The sequence below is a fragment of the Plantactinospora sp. WMMB782 genome, assembly GCF_049179135.1.
Classification (GTDB): Bacteria; Actinomycetota; Actinomycetes; order Mycobacteriales; family Micromonosporaceae; genus Plantactinospora.
In genome coordinates this window covers 1,307,949-1,323,620 of sequence record NZ_JBMHMC010000007.1, presented here as the reverse complement: position 1 = coordinate 1,323,620, position 15,672 = coordinate 1,307,949, and the positions used below count along the sequence as shown (strand labels likewise).

The following is a 15,672-nucleotide window of genomic DNA, read 5'->3' as shown; positions in this document are numbered from 1 at the left end:
GACAGTGACCCTAGTGCCGATCCGCGAACGGGGTGCGCCCGGTGGGGCTCCACCCGCTACCGTGGCAGGCACCAGGACCGAGGGGTCCGGCACCCGCCCGGGTGGTGGAAAGGCAGACACGGCCGCCTTAAAAGCGGCTGCCGCAAGGCGTGCGGGTTCGACCCCCGCCCCGGGCACCGCCGTCGCCGTCGCCGAGTGGGTCCCTCTCTCGACAGACCGGGACCCGCCCGTCGGGTGGTGCGGTGACGTGGATCTCCACAACGTCGCCGGTGCCCATTACCCTGGATGGGGCACGGGCATTGTGCACCGACCTTCTCAGGAGGCTTGACAAAGTGAAGACGTCCAATCCGGTGCTGTCCCGACTCGGCCAGGCGGCCGAGCGGGAGCGCGCCGCGGGTCACGCCCCGGCCGGCGCATACGGGCAGCCCGGCTACGGGCAGCCCTACCCGACGGACGCGGGCTACCCCGCCGCGCCGCCCACCGTGACGCCGATGACCGTCGACGACGTCGTCGTCAAGACGGTCAGCCTGCTCGGCATCACCGGTCTCTCCGCCGCACTCGCCTGGGTACTCGTGCCGGACGCGCTCGTCGGCGCCGCCTGGATCGGGGCCGCCGTCGTCGGGCTGGTGCTCGGCCTGGTGATCTCGTTCATGCGGATGGCCAACCCGGCACTTGTCGTCACCTACGCCGTCGTCGAGGGCGTCTTCGTCGGCATGGTCAGCAAGTACTTCGAATCCTTCCTCGGTTACGACGGCATCGTCCTACAGGCGGTGATCGCCACCTTCGGGGTCTTCTTCCTGATGGCCGGGCTCTACAAGGCCAAGGTCATCCGGGCCACCCCGAAGTTCGTCCGGGGCGTCATCGCGGCCACGGTCGGCATCTTCGCGGTCATCCTGATCAACTTCGTGCTGGCGCTCTTCGGCGTCGAGACCGGGCTGCGCAGCGGTGGCACGCTCGCCATCGTGTTCAGCCTGGTCTGCATCGTGATCGCCTCGCTCAGCTTCATCCTCAGCTTCCACGAGGTCGAAGAGGGCGTCCGGATGGGCCTGCCGAGCCGCTACTCCTGGATCGCCGCCTTCGGCATCCTGGTCAGCCTGATCTGGCTCTACATCGAGATCCTGCGGTTGCTCAGCTACTTCCAGGGCGACGACTGACCTGGCCGACGCCCCTGACGGGACGACACCCCGGCGGCCGTGACGGCCTGGCCGAACTCCCACCGACGCCCGTCCCCGCCGCACGCGGGGGCGGGCGTCGGCATACCCGGGGCCGCGGCGGATCGGACTCCGCACCGGGGCGGCCGATCTGCCGTATGTGTCAGATATGTCTGGTTTAGTGTCGTAGAACGTGAGAAGTGGCAACCCGGTGCTGACCCGGCTGGACGACACCGGCCGGGCGGAACGCGCGGTCGTCGCCACCGGCACCGTCGGGCCGATGACCGCCGACGGCGTGCTGGTGCGCACCGCCGGCCTGTTGCTGCTGACCGGTGCCACCGGCGCGGTCGCCTGGACGTACGTCACCGACGGCTGGGCCGGCCCGGCCGCCCTCGGCTCGGCGCTGGCCGGACTGGTACCGGCCCTGGTGATCTCGTTCCGGCGGATCACCAATCGGCTGGTTGCCGTACGTCTTCGCGCTGGTCTGCCTCACGGTGGGCGCGCTGACCTTCATCCTCGACTTCGACCTCGTCGAGCGGGGAGTCCGGGACGGCCTGCCGGTCCGGTACGCCTGGTACTGCGCGTTCGGGCTGCTGGTCGGGCTGGTCTTCCTCTACTGGCAGATCCTCCGGCTGCTCAGCTACGTCCGCCGGTGAGCCGACCGTAGACTCCCCGCGATGAACGCGCCCGAACCCGTCGTCCGCCCGGCCGAGTCGCTGCTCCGCCAGCTCGACCTGCTCGTCCGGCAGGTGGGGCACTGGACCCCGCCGCGCTGGGCGGCGCCGGGCCCGTCCGGCGGCCCGGTCCGGGCCGACCTGGTGCACCGGCTCGTCCAGCACCTGGCCGACCTGGCCGCGGCGGCGGCCGGCGAGCCGGCCCGGCCGGTACCCCGGCTCGAGAACGACCTGGCCCTGCCCGACCAGCTCCGGGTGGTGGTCGCCGACCTGGTCGCCGTGGACCCGCCGCCGCCGGTGCTGGCCGGCGCGGCCGACGAGGTGGCAACCGTCCGGCAGGCGCTCTGACCCGCTCCCGCCGTCCGCGAGCCTGCCGCGACCGTCGCCGCGCCCCCGACGGCCCGGCGCTCGGCGCCCGGCGCCCGGCGGTCGGCGGTCGGCGGTCGGCTCAGCTGAGCCGCTCCAGCACCATCGCCATGCCCTGACCGCCGCCCACGCACATGGTCTCCAGCCCGATCGTCCGGTCGTGCCAGTCCAGGGCGTTGAGCAGCGTGCCGGTGATCCGGGCGCCGGTCATCCCGAACGGGTGTCCCACGGCGATCGCGCCGCCCATCACGTTCAGCTTCTCCACCGGGATGTCGAGCTGCCGGTACGACGGGATCACCTGGGCCGCGAACGCCTCGTTGATCTCGACCAGGTCGACGTCGTCGATCGTCATCCCGGCCCGCCGCAGCGCCTGCCGGGACGCCTCGACCGGGCCGAGTCCCATGATCTCCGGGGAGAGCGCGGTCACCCCGGTGGAGACGATCCGGGCCAGCGGAGTGATCTCCAACTCGCGGGCGCGTTCGGCGCTCATCACCACCACCGCCGCCGCCCCGTCGTTGAGCGGGCAGCAGTTGCCGGCGGTGATCCGTCCGTCGGGCCGGAAGACCGGCTTCAGTCCGGCCACCGCCTCCAGGGTCACTCCCGGGCGCGGCCCGTCGTCGGAGTCGACCCACTCGCCGGACGGCAGGGTGACCGGGGTGATCTCCCGGGCCCAGAAGCCGTCGGCGATCGCCTTCTCCGCGAGGTTCTGGCTGCGTACGCCGAACTCGTCCATCTCGGCCCGGGTCACGTCGTACGCCTGGGCGAGGTTCTCGGCGGTCTGCCCCATCGCCAGGTAGACGTCCGGCAGTCCGCCATCCAGCCGGGGATCGGTCCAGACCGGTGCGCCGGGCTCGGCACGTTCCGCCGAGCGGGCCCGTGCCGCATCGAACCTCGGGTTCTGCCAACCGCCGCCGACGAGTTCCTGCGCCTCGGGGGGCAGGCCGTCGGAGTTGCCCCGGGCGTACCGGGAGACCGTCTCCACGCCGGCCGACACGAAGACGTCGCCCTCGCCGGCCCGGATGGCGTGCAGCGCCATCCGGGTGGTCTGTAGCGAGGAGGCGCAGTAGCGGGTGAGGGTCGCCCCGGGCACGGTGTCCAGGCCGAGCAGTGTCGTCACCACCCTCGCCATGTTGAAGCCCTGTTCGCCGCCGGGCAGCCCGCAGCCGAGGTAGAGGTCGTCGATCTGGCGCGGGTCGAGCTGCGGGATCTTGTCGAGTGCGGCCTGCACGATCGTCGCGGCCAGGTCGTCCGGGCGCAGTTCTCGCAGGGAGCCCTTGTGGGCCCGGCCGATGGGGGAGCGGGCGGTCGCGACGATAACTGCATCGCGGGGGGACGCGGTCGGCATGAACCAACGTTAACCCGAGGTGGCCCGCCGGTCATCAGTGGGCGGCTGCGCCTCCGTTCCGTACGCCGATGGCGCTGACCAGTTCCGCGACGAACCGGTCGGCATCGTGGTCGAGGAGCCGCTCGCCGGCCGGCCCGAGGAAGGCGACCAGGAAGGCCCGCTGGAAGCAGGCGCCCAGGAAGAGGTTGGCCAACGCCACCGGGTCGGCGGTGGCCGCGATCCGGCCCAGCTCCCGCTCCCGCCGGAGGTACTCGGCGAGCTGGTCGTTCGCATGCTGCGGTCCCGCGCCCGTGCGCAGGAAGAGGTCACGTTGCCGGTCCAGCAGCACCGGCTCGGCGAAGAGGGCCATGGCGAGTTGTCCGGAGTCGCCGTACACCCGGAGCATCTCGTGGCCGAGCCCGGTCAGCCGGTCCGGCACGCTGCCGGTGCCCGCCTGGTCCGGCAGCCGGATCATCAGCCCGATGAACGGGGCGAGCCGGATCCGCAGCACGGCGAGGAAGAGTTCCTCCTTGCCGGTGAAGTACTTGTAGAGGGTGGCCTCGGAGCACTCGGCGAGCCGGGCGATCTCCTTCGTCGTGGTGTGTGCCAGCCCCTGCTCCCGGATCACCGTGGAGGCCGCGGCCAGGATGCGTTCCCGGGTCGTCTCGCCTCGGCTCGTCGTGCTCATCGCCCTCGTTCCGTCGGCCGCCCGCAGGCGGCGGTACGCCATCCGCAGGCCGGGCGATCAGCGGGTGCGTCGCGGGCTTGACAGGTGGTGAGTGCTCACTACTCTAGTGGTGAGTGAACACTCACTCTCCAACTGGGGACGGGGAACGGGTATGAAGATCACGATCTTCGCGGCCAGCGGCGGGATCGGTCGGCACCTGCTCCGGCAGGCCGTCGACGCCGGTCACGACGTGACGGCGGTGGTGCGCGACCCGGCGCGACTGGCCGGCGAACCCGACGGCGTCCGGATCGTCCGGGGCGACCTGGGCCAACCCGACCCGGCACCACTTGCCGACGCCGTCGACGGGGCCGACGCGGTGCTGTCCGGCCTCGGCCCCCGGTCGATGGCGGACAGCGGGGTCACCTCCCGGGGCACCCGGGCGATCGTCACCGCGATGCGGGCCAGGGGAGTACGCCGGATCGTCGTGGTCAGCGCCGCCCCGGTCTCCACCGTCGCCGCTCCCGGCCACCGCAAGCCCCCGCCCGACCCGGGTGAGGGACCCCTCGTGCGCTACCTGCTCGGCCCGATCCTCAAGACCGTGCTGCGCAGGCACTACGTCGACCTGGCGGTGACGGAGGAACTGCTCCGGGACAGCGACCTCGACTGGACCGTCGTCCGCCCACCCCGGCTGACCGACAAGCCGCTGACCGGCGTCTACCGCACGGCGTACGGGCGCAGTGTGCGGGGCGGGCTCGCCGTGCCGCGCGCCGACGTCGCGCACTGCATGCTGCGGGCGCTGGACGAGCCGGAGACGATCCGGCAGGCGGTCGCCGTCGCCACCTGACCACCCTCCGGCCCGGGACCGGCTCCGAGTGTTCCCGACCGACCGGGCCGTCCAGCGGGCAGCCGCCGGGTCCACCGGCGGCCCGGTCACGGGCTACCGCTGCCGGGTGCCGGCGGCGCGGGTCACGGGCTACCGCTGCCGGGTGCCGGCGGCGGCCCGGGCCACTGCGGGAAGCAGGGCGTGCGCCCAGACCCGGTAACCGTCGGCCGACGGGTGGTAGCCGTCGTGGCAGAGCGTGCCGGCGTCGGCCCGGAACACCGCGCCGGTCTCGGCGGCCAGGTCCACCACCGTGCCACCGGCCTCGATCACGGCGACCGCCTGCGCCCGCGCGGTCTGCCGGCCCAGCCAGCCGGCGAGCTGCCGCAGCGGCGGTGCGATGGCCCGGACCGCGCCCAGGTCGGGACAGGTGCCGACCACCACCCGGACACCGGCGCCGCGCAGCCGGCGTACCGCCGCGCCGAGGTACGCCGCCGCCTCACCCGGCCGGCGCAGCCCCACCACGTCGTTCGCGCCGACCAGGATCACCGCCACGTCCGGGTGCTCGCCGAGTAGTGCCCGGGCCACCTGGGTCGCCAGGTCGGTGGAGCGGGAGCCGGAGACGCCGACGCTGGAGAGCCGTACCTGGCGCTCACCGCCGCCGGCCGGCGCCGCCCCCTCGGCGAGCAGCCGGGCGAGCTGCCCGCCGACCGTCTCGTCGGCCCGGTCCACCCCGACCCCGAGCGCGGCCGAGTCGCCGAGCAGGACCAGCCGCAGCGGCGGGGCGCCGGCCCGGCCGACCGTGGAGCGCAGGGCCAGGCCCAGCTCCGGGCGGGCGTACCGGCGGTTGCGGGCCACGAACGCCTCGCCGGCCAGTAGCGCCATCCCGCCGACCGTACCGGCGAGCAGCGTGACCGCGGCCCCCCGGGCGATCCGGGTCGCCATCCCGTACGTCGCCGTGCCGATCGTCGTGTCGAGTCCCGTCATGCCCGTTCCTCTACTGTGGAGGTCGTCGCCCCGTCCAGCGGTGCCGGTGTCTCCGGTGGGCCTCCAGTCTCCCCCGACCGGGGGTGCCCGAACCAGGCCCCACGGCGGCGAAGCTGCGCCCACCGGCCGCCGGGGCCGTGCTCGCGGCCGTCGACCCGGACCGCCCGGACCTCCGTACCCGCGTGCCGGGCCGCCTCCTGGGCCGCCGCCGGCAGCGACCGTACGCCCTGGTCGCCGACGAGCGACGGGCGGCGCTCCGGGCGGGCGCCGAGCGCGGCGAGCACGGTCGGCAGCAGGGCGGCGGCCGCGATCGCGTACCCCTCGGCGGAGGGATGGAAGTGGTCCCAGGCGAACATCCGGGTCGGCTCGGCGGCGAACCGGGGACCGAGCAGGTCGCCCAGGGAGACCGTCAGGCCACCGGCCTCGACCACCGCCACGGTCTGCGCGGCGGCCAGCTGCCGGCTCCACCGCCGGGCCAACCAGCGCAGCGGCGGCTTGATCGGCTGGATCGCACCGAGGTCGGGGCAGGTGCCGACCACCACCTGCGCCCCGGCCGCCCGCAGCTCACGTACCGCCTCGACGAGATAACGGACCGCCATCACGTGCGGCGTACGGTTCGTCACGTCGTTGCCGCCGATCAGGATCACCGCGACGTCGGGCTCACGCTCCAGCGCCGCGTCGACCTGTGGGCGCAGCCCGGCGGAGAGGCAGCCGACCACGGCGAACCGGTAGAGCCGGACCGGCCGGCGCAGCCGGCGGGAGGTGCCGGTGGCGAGCAGCGCCCCGGGCGTCTCCCGGGGCCGGTGCACCCCGTAACCGGCGGCCGAGGAGTCGCCCAGGATCACCATGGTGATCGGCTCGCCGGGGAACTTGGCACCGTAGACGCCGTCGCCACGCGGCGGCGGCGCCTCGGCCAGCGGGATCACCCGGCGGGCCTGCCGGGCCTGCCCGAGCAGCAGCGCGTACCCGGCGGCGGTGGTCAGCGCGGCCAGGCCGGCGCCCAGGGCCGTCGCCTTGGCCACCCGCCGGGCGACCGGCGGTTGCGATGCCGAGCGCAGCGGCTGCCACCGCGACGCCAGGTTCCGTTGCCGCGACCGCTGTCGCCTCGTCGATCCGGCCGGACTCATCAGGGCCCCCCGCCTGTCGCGCCGTACCCCTCGCGACCCTCGACACTAACTCCGGTCGCCCATCCCGCGCTGTCGGCGTCCCGCCAGCGCCGACGGATGCCGCCTCGGGTACCCGGCCAGCGCCGGTTCACCGCCGGTCAGGCGGACGTTTCCGCTCCGGAGCCCCCGGAATTCTCGACGGGCGCCCGGTTGCGATCGGATGCATCATTGGGTGCAGAGGGGGTGCCGACATGGCCACCAAGACACTTCGCCGTACCGCCGCGTTCCGGGCGCTGTTCCGGGCCCTGACCGCCGGTTCCCGGGGCGGGCCGTCGCTGGGCAGGCGGATCGCCGCCCTGCCCCGCATGATCGCCGCCACCGTCCGGGGCGAGTACGACGGCGGGCTGCGGCTCGCCCTGATGACCGCCGCGACCGCGTACGTGCTCTCCCCGGTCGACGTGCTGCCGGAACTGACCCTGTTGATCTTCGGTCTGGCCGACGACGCGGTGATGGTGACCTGGCTGGCCGGTGCCGTACTCGCCGAGACCGAGCGCTTCCTGGAGTGGGAGGCCCGGCGCGCCTCCGTCATCCCCGGCCGGCTGGCACACTGACGCCACCTGACGCGCCCCGGCCGGCACGGCCAGCGGCCCAGGCGCGGCGGCCACCGGCCGGCCCGGGTCCTGCGGCCACCGGCCGGCCCGGGTCCTGCGGCCACCGGCCGGCCCGGCGGCACGTACGCTGACGGAAGAACCAGACCATCCTTCGCCCCGACCGCACGCCACCAGCACCGACGTGCCCGGCCAGTGCCGTCCGGCCGGCGAGCAGGCGAGAAGGGCACAACGTCGTGCGCTACTACGACAACGTCATCGAGCTGATCGGTGACACCCCGCTGGTCCGACTCCGGCAGGTGACCGCCGGCATCTCGGCGACCGTGCTGGCCAAGATCGAGTACTTCAACCCGGGCGGTTCGGTCAAGGACCGGATCGCGTTGCGGATGGTCGAGGAGGCGGAGCGGGCCGGGCTGATCGGGCCGGGCGGCACCATCGTCGAGCCCACCAGCGGAAACACCGGCGTCGGACTGGCCCTGGTGGCCCAGACCCGGGGCTACCGCTGCGTCTTCGTCTGCCCGGACAAGGTCAGCCAGGACAAGCAGAACGTGCTGCGGGCGTACGGCGCCGAGGTGGTGGTCTGCCCGACGGCGGTGGCGCCGGAGGACCCGCGCTCCTACTACAGCGTCTCCGACCGGTTGACCCGGGAGATCCCCGGTGCCTGGAAGCCCAACCAGTACGCCAACCCGGCGAACCCGCGCTCGCATTACGAGACGACCGGTCCCGAGCTGTGGGAGCAGACCGGCGGCCGGATCACGCACTTCGTGGCGGGGATCGGCAGTGGCGGCACCGTCTCCGGCATCGGCCGCTACCTCAAGGAGGTCTCCGGCGGGGCGGTACGGATCATCGGCGCCGACCCGGAGGGCTCGGTCTACTCCGGCGGTACGGGCCGGCCGTACCTGGTCGAGGGGGTCGGCGAGGACTTCTGGCCGGAGAACTACGACCGGGACATCTGTGACGAGATCGTGGAGGTTTCCGACAAGACCTCCTTCGAGCTGACCCGGCGACTCGCCCGCGAGGAGGGGCTGCTGGTGGGCGGCTCCTGCGGGATGGCGGTGGCCGCCGCCCTGGAGGTGGCCCGGCGGGCCGGCCCGGACGACGTGGTCGTGGTGCTGCTGCCGGACGGCGGCCGGGGCTACCTGTCCAAGATCTTCGACGACGAGTGGATGGCCCGGTACGGCTTCATGGACACCAGCGCCACCGAGCCGACCGTGGCCGAGGCGCTGAGCAGCAAGCCGAACGGCATGCCGGAGCTGGTCCACGTGCACCCGACCGAGACGGTCCGGGACGCGGTCGACTACATGCGGGAGTACGCCGTCTCCCAGCTTCCGGTGCTCAAGGCCGAGCCGCCGGTGGTGACCGGCGAGGTGGCCGGCTCGATCGCCGAACGCGACCTGCTGGACGCGCTCTTCACCGGGCAGGCGAAGCTGCACGACACCATCGAGCGGCACATGGGTCCCCCGCTGCCGGTGATCGGCGGCGGGCAGCCGGTGAGCGAGGCGGTCGGGCTGCTGGAGAAGTCCGACGCCGCGCTGGTGCTGGTGGACGGCAAGCCGAAGGGCGTACTCACCCGGCAGGACCTGCTGGCGCACCTCGGCGCCCACACCCGCTGACCCGAGGTGTGAGGAAGGGCCCTTTCTTATACGAAAAGCGACAGAAGGGGCGCCCTTCCTTTCACCTGGTCAGCTCGGTGGGGACGGCGACGACGTCGACGAAGGCGCCCCGGCGGAGCAGGGTGATCGGCAGCCGGCTGCCGATGGCCGGGCCGAGCATCAGCCGTTGCAGGCTCTGCCCGTCCGCCACCGGCCGGCCGCCGGCCGAGACCACCACGTCGCCCAGGTAGATCCCGGCGAGCCCGGCCGGGCTCGCCGGGACCACCTCCACCACCCGCAGCCCGCGCCGCTGGCCGGTGCGCTCGGCGACGGCCGGCGGCAGCGGCACGGGCACCCCGGCGACACCCAGCCAGGCCCGACGGACCCGTCCGGAGTTCACCAGGTCGCCGATGATCTGCCGGGTGGTGGGGTTGATCGGCACTGCCAGGCCGAGGCCGTACCCGGCGACCGCGGTGTTGATCCCGACGACCCGGCCGGCGGCGTCGGCCAGCGCCCCGCCGGAGTTGCCGGGGTTGAGCGCGGCGTCGGTCTGGATGACGTCCTCGATCAGCCGGACCACCCGGCCGTCCCGGGCCGGCAGCGAGCGGCCCAGCCCGGAGACCACCCCGGCGGTGACCGAGCCGGCCAGCCCCATCGGGTTGCCGACCGCCACCACGAGCTGCCCGATCCGCAGCGGATCGGCGTCGCCGAGGTCGGCCGGCGGGGCGCCGGTCGCCCGGACCCGGAGCACGGCCAGGTCGGAGAGCGGATCGGTGCCTACCACGTCGAACCGGGCCTCCGCGCCGTCGCCGAAGGTGGCCAGCCCGCTCGTCGCGCCGTCCACCACGTGCGCGCTGGTGAGCAGGAAGCCGTCGTCGGTGAAGGTGACCGCCGAGCCGGCGCCGGCCCCGCGCGGCCCGCGCACCGCCAGCGCGGCCACGCTGGGCAGCACCCGGCTCGCCACCCCGGTCACCACCTTCGAGTACGCGTCGAGCGCGGCCTGCTCGGCACGCTCCGGTTCTCCTCGTTCGGTGTCCATGTGCCGGTCAACGCCGGCCCGGCCGAGGTCGATCCCCGCCCGTGCTGCGCCCAGAGCGAAATCCGTCACGCGCCGCCGGGAGCGAGTTCCCGCCGACCGCCCCACACCGTCGCTGTCAGGGCAGGTCGCGGGCGTACCGGAGCTGCGGGGTCAGGGCGTGGCCGATGCCGCCCTCCCGCTGGGCGCCGTCCGGGCGCCAGCCGCCCCGGAGGTAGAAGTCCCGGGCGTGCGCGTTCTCGACGAGTACCCAGAGCACGGCCCGGCGCCAACCCCGGGCGTGCAGCTTCGCCAGGGCGTCGATTATCAGGGTCCGGCCGGTCCCCCGGCCCTGCTCGGCCGGGTCGAGGTGGATCGCGTACAGTTCGCCGACGTCCGGGCCGGCCGAGTCCGGCTCGGCCGGGTCGTGCGGGCCGAGATAGGTGAAGCCGACCGGTTCGCCGGCCCGTTCCGCCACCGTCATCTGGTGGGTGTCCCGCTCGTAGGACCAGCGCTCCGTCCAGTACCGCCCCATCATCTCGGCGGTCTCCGCCGCCAGCGCGTCGGCCGGGACGATGTCCCGGTACGCCTCCGCCCGGGATCTGTGTTGGAGCGCTCCGATCGCCATCAGGTCGCCGGCGACCGCCGGACGCAGGGTGAGGGTCATGGAGTTGATCGTAGTAACGTGGCCGATATGGTCACCTGGGACAGAGTGTGTGATCTGGTGTCGGTGCTCCCCGAAGTGGAACAGGGCATCTCGTACGGGACACCCGCCTGCAAGATCCGCGGCAAGCTCTTCGTCCGGCTGCTGGAGGACCGCGAACGGATCGCGATCTTCACCCACGAGCGGGAGGCACTGCTCGACGCGGCGCCGCAGACCTACACGGTGCCGGCTCACTACGCCAACTATCCGATGGTGGTGGTCGCGCTGGACCGGGCCGACCCGGTCGAGTTGAGCGAACTGCTCACCGAGTCGTGGCGGATCAGGGCGCCGCAGCGGCTGGCGGCGACGCTGCCCCGCTGACCGCCGCCCGGGGCGGCACCGCCACCCGGGTCAGGTCCTCGGCGACCACCAGATCACCGTCGAAGTGTTCCCGGGCCTCGGCCGCGAAGCGCTCGGCGGCCGGCGGCATCCCGGCCCGGGCCGTCGGGCCGTAGCGCTGGGAGAAGTGGGTGAGCACGAGCCGGCGTACCCCGGACTCGGCCGCCACCCGGGCGGCCTGGGCCGCGGTCAGGTGCCCGACCTCGGCGGCGAGCGCGGCGTCCTCGGTCAGGAACGTCGACTCGATCACCAGCAGGTCGGCCCGCTCGGCCAGCTCGAAGACCCCGTCGCAGAGGCCGGTGTCCATCACGAAACCGAACCGCTGGCCGGGTCGCGGCGCGCTCACCTCGGCCAGCGTCACCCGCCGGCCCGCCGCGTCGACCTGCCCGGTACGGATCAACTCGCCGACCGCCGGACCGCGGATCGCGTACGCCGCCAGCCGGTCCGGCAGCATCCGCCGCTCGTCCGGCTCGACCAGCCGGTAGCCGTACGTCGGCACCGGATGCCGGAGCCGGCGGGCCAGCAGCGTGCCGGCGGCGGTGCCGAAGGTCTGCCCGTCCCGCAGCACCGGCAGCTCGCGCAGCTCGGCGGTCTCGTGGAAGGAGCTGGCGTGCCGCAGCCGGGCGAAGAAGTGCGCCTCGTCACCCGGGAAGTGCGCCTCGACCGGTCGGGCCACCCGGTCCAGGGAGAGCCGCTGCACCACCCCGGGCAGGCCGAGGCAGTGGTCGCCGTGGAAGTGTGTGACACAGATCCGGGTCAGGTCACCGGCCGGTATGCCGGCGAACATCATCTGCCGCTGGGTCCCCTCGCCAGGGTCGAAGAGGATCACCTCCCGGTCCCAGCGCAGCACGTACCCGTTGTGGTTGCGGTGCCGGGTCGGGATCTGGCTGGCCGTGCCCAGCACCGCCAGCTCGCGTACGGACACGGTGGGCCTCTTCCCGGGGTACCGGCCGGCGGCGGTGGGCGGGCCGGCTGCGGCGGGGGTCGACGGGGAAATGGTCGACCCCCGGGGTCCCGCGTGACGCCTGTCACGCGGGAGCCGGCTGGACTTTGGCCGGCTCCCCGGGGGTCGGGTGGCTGTCGTGGATTCGCCGCACCGCTGCCACACGGTCTCGACGACTTTGCAACTGCCCGCCTGCGGCGGACACCGAACTGTCAAGGACAGCGGCTAGCGGACAGCCACCTCACGAGTCCTATTGCTATACAAAGCTCGGACCACCTCCCTTCCCGTGTACGGCCACGCTATCCAGCCCGGTCGGCGCCGGCAAGGGTTTTTGACCACAGGAGGGTGGTGGTGAGGAACTCGTAGACGGCTGCGACGAGCTTCTCCGGCAACCGCCCGACCAGGGCGCGTGCGGCCGGGCCGGCGAAGGCAGTACTGGCGTGAAGTCTGTACAAATTTCGAGTCTTGCCGGATCAGGCTACCGGGCCGACGGCCCGGTAGCCTGCGGTGCTACGCGGTCTTGGCGACGCCAACCGGGCAGGTCATCCCGTTCGGGCCGTGGTTGCAGTAGCCGTTCGGGTTCTTCGCTCCTGGCGGACGATGAGGTATTCCTCTGAGCCCTCGCCGAACGACGGTGACGAGCAAGCTCAGGACTCGTGGTGGCGGCTGCGTAACTCAACGACACGCGCCCGTCGCACGAACAGTTCGGCTCCGGATCGGAAGATCTCCAGCTGACCCGCGGCTACGAGATCGAACAAGGCGGTTCGAACGACACCTAGCTCGTCCGCAGCTTCATCGAGGCTCATCATGTCAGGTTGCGGCGAGGACCGGAACCGCTCCAGGTCGAGATCAAACCATTCCAGCTGTTGCTTCCACAGGAAATACTCGTGGTGGAGCCGCGCCCGGCCGCGCTCCACCGGGAACTCCGCGAGGAACTCGTCAAGCACGTCGAAGATGGCGTCGACACCGGCGCGATCTTCTTCCGGCGTGGTCGGCCGCCCTGAGACGTCAAGGTCGTGGGCCTTGAGGACGAGTGCAGGCCACCCAAGGTTCGTCCCTTCGCCAAGGCGCAGGATGAGGTACTCACGGAAACCATCGAGGAGCCGACCGCTGGTTCCCATGTCAAGCCCAGTCAGGAAGGCAACCACCTTCTCGAAGCTCAGATCAGCCCGACCGAAGTACATACCGGGACGTTGCCGCACACTTCGAAGTACTTGTCGGTGACTCACGCCGAGATGGTATGACGGCAGGCGGGCTGTTCCCCAGGCCGTCGACGAGCAGTTCGCTCCGAGATCAGTACGCGGTGGACACCCGGATTTCGACCCGTCCTTTCGTCGACGCCGAGGGGGAGGGGACCGGACTTCAAGATCCCCTCCCTCAGTTGGTCGCGCGACGCGCTCAGTGCGCTTCGCTGACCAGGCCACGCCGACCGGGCAGGTGAGACCGTTCGGGCCGTGAGTGCAATACCCTCCCGGATTTTTGGACTCTGACGAACAGTGATGTGCTGATTCGCGCCTTTGAATCAACGCGACCGGTAGGCGTCGGCGCGATGTTCTATTGCCGTCACGGTCACAACGCGGTCGTCTTCGTCGATCTCGTAGAGGACTCGATACGTGCCCCGTCTGGCCGACCAGGTTCCCTCGAACGGTGGCAGAAGCAGTCGTTTGCCGACGCGATGCGGGTTGTCGAGGAGGACGGTGGTAATGAACTCGTAGACAGCTGCGGCGATCTTCTCTGGCAGCCGCCCGGCCAAGGCGCGTGCGGCCGGGCCGGCGACCTGAAGTCGGTAGCGGTCGGGGGCCGGCCCAGTCACCGTGCCTGCTTCGACCGCTTCGCCATCAACGCCGCGAGTTCGTCGGCGTCGAGAACGTCACCGGCTTCGACGGCCGCCTTGGATTCGGCAAGTTGCCGCATGGCTTCAGCGCTGGACAGGACCTCCAGCGTCTCTTCCAATGCCGCGAGATCGTCGGCGGAGATGAGCACCGCGGCGGCGTGGCCGTGTTTGGTGATCTCTATCCGCTCATGGGTCGAGGTCACCTCGTCGATGAGTTCCGAGAGGCGGTTGCGAGCGTCGGTGAACGGCACGACAGTCATGCTCGAAGTATAGGCAGTTACTGGCGTGAAGTCTGTACAAATTTTGAGGCTTGGTGGATCAGGCTACCGGGCCATCGGCCCGGTAGCCTGCGGTGCTACGGGGTCTTGGCCACACCAACCGGACAAGTCATGCCATTCGGGCCATGAGTACAATAACCACCCGGGTTTTTGGTCGGCGCCAGGTATTGCTGGTGGTAGTCCTCGGCGTAGTAGTAGTCACCCAGCTCCGCGATCTCGGTGGTGATCTCACCACGCCCGGCCTGCGCCACCACCGGGGCGAACGCGTCCCGGGAGGACCGGGCGGTCGCCGCCTGCTCCTCCGTGGTGGTGTAGATCGCCGACCGGTACTGCGTACCGACGTCGTTGCCCTGCCGCATCCCCTGGGTCGGGTCGTGGTTCTCCCAGAAGACCTTGAGTAGGTCCTCGTAGTCGATCTTCGACGGGTCGTAGACCACCTGAACCACCTCGGCGTGCGCGGTCCGGCCGGAACAGACCTCCTCGTAGCTCGGATTCCGGGTGTAACCGCCCGCATAGCCCGCAGAGGTGGAAATCACCCCGGGCAGGGTCCAGAACAGCCGCTCGGCCCCCCAGAAACAACCCATCCCGAAGACGGCCACCTGGGCGCCGGCCGGCCACGGCCCCCGCAGCGGGGTGCCGAGCACCTCGTGCCGGTCGGAAACCGGCATCGCGATCGGTCGGCCGGGCAGGGCCTGGTCGGGGGTGGGCAGTTCGGCATTGACACGCCGTAGGAACACGATGGAACTCCTCTCGTACCTCTGCCGGGTGTAACGCGGCACGCACCCGGATCCTTACCCGTCCCGGCCCGCGCCACCCGTCACCCGGCTCCCCAGGCGGTCACCCGTCGAGTGCGGCGGCGATCCGGTCGGCGTACCAGGTGGCCTCCTCGTCCGAGGCGTACTTCGTGCGCGGCCAGAAGAAGCCGCGCAGCCCGTCACCCTTCGTCCGGGGTACGACGTGGGTGTGCAGGTGCGGGACGGACTGGGACACCCGGTTGTTCATCGCCACGAACGTGCCGCCGGCACCGAGGCCGGCCTCGACGGCGAGCGCGAGTCGCCGGACCAGCCGGAAGTAGCCGGGCAACGCCCTTTCCGGCAGGTCACCGAGAGTCTCCACGTGTTCTCGGGGCACCACCAGCACATGCCCCCGGAACACCGGCCGTACGTCGAGGAAGGCCACCCCGTCCGGGCTGTCCAGCACCCGGAACGCCGCCGCACCCGCCACGATCCCGCAGAACACGCAAGCCGCCACCACGGCAGGCTAGC

At 72.1% G+C, this 15,672-nt stretch carries 20 protein-coding genes, 1 tRNA gene and 2 pseudogenes; 9 read left to right on the top strand and 14 right to left on the bottom strand.

The features are described 5' to 3' along the window. Window positions 1-95 precede the first annotated feature (95 nt). The 5 genes and pseudogenes from ACN28A_RS07865 to ACN28A_RS07845 all read left to right on the top strand — a co-directional run bounded on the left by ACN28A_RS07865 (window position 96) and on the right by ACN28A_RS07845 (window position 2,173). Window positions 96-176, top strand: a tRNA-Leu gene (locus tag ACN28A_RS07865). A 156-nt stretch (window positions 177-332) separates the two neighbouring features. Beyond that, window positions 333-1,154, top strand: a complete 822-nt coding sequence (locus ACN28A_RS07860) for a Bax inhibitor-1/YccA family protein (RefSeq protein WP_421393709.1) — start codon at window positions 333-335, stop codon at window positions 1,152-1,154. 190 nt (window positions 1,155-1,344) lie between these two features. Continuing rightward, window positions 1,345-1,560: pseudogene (locus ACN28A_RS07855) on the top strand (Bax inhibitor-1/YccA family protein); the annotation flags it as partial. Window positions 1,561-1,612: 52 nt separating this feature from the next. Further along, window positions 1,613-1,807 carry a Bax inhibitor-1/YccA family membrane protein gene (locus ACN28A_RS07850; RefSeq protein ID WP_421393708.1) on the top strand — a complete coding sequence of 65 codons (195 nt, stop codon included), beginning with the start codon at window positions 1,613-1,615 and terminating at the stop codon, window positions 1,805-1,807. Window positions 1,808-1,828: 21 nt separating this feature from the next. Next, window positions 1,829-2,173, top strand: a complete 345-nt coding sequence (locus ACN28A_RS07845) for a hypothetical protein (RefSeq protein ID WP_421393707.1) — start codon at window positions 1,829-1,831, stop codon at window positions 2,171-2,173. A gap of 100 nt (window positions 2,174-2,273) precedes the next feature. On the opposite strand, the gene ACN28A_RS07840 is transcribed toward ACN28A_RS07845, so the two are convergent. Together ACN28A_RS07840 and ACN28A_RS07835 are read right to left on the bottom strand one after the other, a co-directional pair. Continuing rightward, window positions 2,274-3,536 carry an acetyl-CoA C-acetyltransferase gene (locus tag ACN28A_RS07840; RefSeq protein ID WP_421393705.1) on the bottom strand — a complete coding sequence of 421 codons (1,263 nt, stop codon included), beginning with the start codon at window positions 3,534-3,536 and terminating at the stop codon, window positions 2,274-2,276. A 34-nt stretch (window positions 3,537-3,570) separates the two neighbouring features. After that, window positions 3,571-4,203: a TetR/AcrR family transcriptional regulator gene (locus tag ACN28A_RS07835; RefSeq protein WP_421393704.1), complete on the bottom strand. Its 633-nt coding sequence runs from the start codon at window positions 4,201-4,203 to the stop codon at window positions 3,571-3,573. 151 nt (window positions 4,204-4,354) lie between these two features. Here ACN28A_RS07835 and ACN28A_RS07830 point away from each other — a divergent pair, with 151 nt between their 5' ends. After that, a complete protein-coding gene (locus tag ACN28A_RS07830) occupies window positions 4,355-5,026 on the top strand; it encodes an NAD(P)-dependent oxidoreductase (RefSeq protein WP_421393702.1) in 672 nt (223 codons plus the stop codon). Window positions 5,027-5,155: 129 nt separating this feature from the next. On the opposite strand, the gene ACN28A_RS07825 is transcribed toward ACN28A_RS07830, so the two are convergent. Together ACN28A_RS07825 and ACN28A_RS07820 are read right to left on the bottom strand one after the other, a co-directional pair. Beyond that, the gene (locus tag ACN28A_RS07825; protein WP_421404219.1) at window positions 5,156-5,947 is read right to left on the bottom strand and encodes an SGNH/GDSL hydrolase family protein; all 792 of its coding nucleotides are present in this window, start codon (window positions 5,945-5,947) and stop codon (window positions 5,156-5,158) included. 38 nt (window positions 5,948-5,985) lie between these two features. Beyond that, a complete protein-coding gene (locus tag ACN28A_RS07820; RefSeq protein ID WP_421393700.1) occupies window positions 5,986-7,116 on the bottom strand; it encodes an SGNH/GDSL hydrolase family protein in 1,131 nt (376 codons plus the stop codon). Between the two features lie 230 nt (window positions 7,117-7,346). On the opposite strand from ACN28A_RS07820, the gene ACN28A_RS07815 reads away from it, so the two are divergent. Both ACN28A_RS07815 and ACN28A_RS07810 read left to right on the top strand, forming a co-directional pair. After that, window positions 7,347-7,706: a YkvA family protein gene (locus ACN28A_RS07815; RefSeq protein WP_421393698.1), complete on the top strand. Its 360-nt coding sequence runs from the start codon at window positions 7,347-7,349 to the stop codon at window positions 7,704-7,706. Between the two features lie 233 nt (window positions 7,707-7,939). Then, window positions 7,940-9,316, top strand: a complete 1,377-nt coding sequence (locus ACN28A_RS07810; RefSeq protein ID WP_421393696.1) for a cystathionine beta-synthase — start codon at window positions 7,940-7,942, stop codon at window positions 9,314-9,316. A 61-nt stretch (window positions 9,317-9,377) separates the two neighbouring features. Here ACN28A_RS07810 and ACN28A_RS07805 read toward each other — a convergent pair whose 3' ends face one another. Together ACN28A_RS07805 and ACN28A_RS07800 are read right to left on the bottom strand one after the other, a co-directional pair. After that, window positions 9,378-10,403: a S1C family serine protease gene (locus ACN28A_RS07805; protein WP_421393694.1), complete on the bottom strand. Its 1,026-nt coding sequence runs from the start codon at window positions 10,401-10,403 to the stop codon at window positions 9,378-9,380. 46 nt (window positions 10,404-10,449) lie between these two features. Beyond that, on the bottom strand, window positions 10,450-10,977 hold the full coding sequence (locus ACN28A_RS07800) for a GNAT family N-acetyltransferase (RefSeq protein ID WP_421393692.1): 528 nt from the start codon (window positions 10,975-10,977) through the stop codon (window positions 10,450-10,452). A gap of 27 nt (window positions 10,978-11,004) precedes the next feature. Between ACN28A_RS07800 and ACN28A_RS07795 the strand changes: the two genes are divergently transcribed. Beyond that, window positions 11,005-11,334, top strand: coding sequence for an MmcQ/YjbR family DNA-binding protein (locus ACN28A_RS07795; protein ID WP_278064086.1), 330 nt, complete (start codon window positions 11,005-11,007; stop codon window positions 11,332-11,334). Here ACN28A_RS07795 and ACN28A_RS07790 read toward each other — a convergent pair. The 8 genes and pseudogenes from ACN28A_RS07790 to ACN28A_RS07755 all read right to left on the bottom strand — a co-directional run bounded on the left by ACN28A_RS07790 (window position 11,294) and on the right by ACN28A_RS07755 (window position 15,658). Next, window positions 11,294-12,277: a ribonuclease Z gene (locus ACN28A_RS07790; RefSeq protein ID WP_421393691.1), complete on the bottom strand. Its 984-nt coding sequence runs from the start codon at window positions 12,275-12,277 to the stop codon at window positions 11,294-11,296. The two genes, ACN28A_RS07795 and ACN28A_RS07790, sit on opposite strands and share 41 nt — an antisense overlap. A gap of 317 nt (window positions 12,278-12,594) precedes the next feature. Then, on the bottom strand, window positions 12,595-12,750 hold the full coding sequence (locus ACN28A_RS07785; protein ID WP_421393689.1) for a hypothetical protein: 156 nt from the start codon (window positions 12,748-12,750) through the stop codon (window positions 12,595-12,597). Between the two features lie 55 nt (window positions 12,751-12,805). Then, a pseudogene (locus tag ACN28A_RS07780) lies at window positions 12,806-12,880 on the bottom strand (peptide-methionine (S)-S-oxide reductase); the annotation flags it as partial. 62 nt (window positions 12,881-12,942) lie between these two features. Then, the gene (locus tag ACN28A_RS07775) at window positions 12,943-13,479 is read right to left on the bottom strand and encodes a hypothetical protein (protein WP_421393687.1); all 537 of its coding nucleotides are present in this window, start codon (window positions 13,477-13,479) and stop codon (window positions 12,943-12,945) included. Between the two features lie 338 nt (window positions 13,480-13,817). Beyond that, a complete protein-coding gene (locus tag ACN28A_RS07770; protein WP_421393685.1) occupies window positions 13,818-14,108 on the bottom strand; it encodes a type II toxin-antitoxin system RelE family toxin in 291 nt (96 codons plus the stop codon). Then, window positions 14,105-14,389, bottom strand: coding sequence for a type II toxin-antitoxin system Phd/YefM family antitoxin (locus ACN28A_RS07765; protein ID WP_107260578.1), 285 nt, complete (start codon window positions 14,387-14,389; stop codon window positions 14,105-14,107). Before ACN28A_RS07765 ends, ACN28A_RS07770 begins: the two co-directional genes overlap by 4 nt. 95 nt (window positions 14,390-14,484) lie before the next feature. Next, window positions 14,485-15,144 (bottom strand): peptide-methionine (S)-S-oxide reductase MsrA, encoded by a 660-nt coding sequence (gene msrA / locus ACN28A_RS07760; protein ID WP_421393684.1) that lies wholly within the window; start codon window positions 15,142-15,144, stop codon window positions 14,485-14,487. A 100-nt stretch (window positions 15,145-15,244) separates the two neighbouring features. Further along, window positions 15,245-15,658 (bottom strand): HIT family protein, encoded by a 414-nt coding sequence (locus tag ACN28A_RS07755; protein WP_421393682.1) that lies wholly within the window; start codon window positions 15,656-15,658, stop codon window positions 15,245-15,247. Window positions 15,659-15,672: the final 14 nt, after the last annotated feature.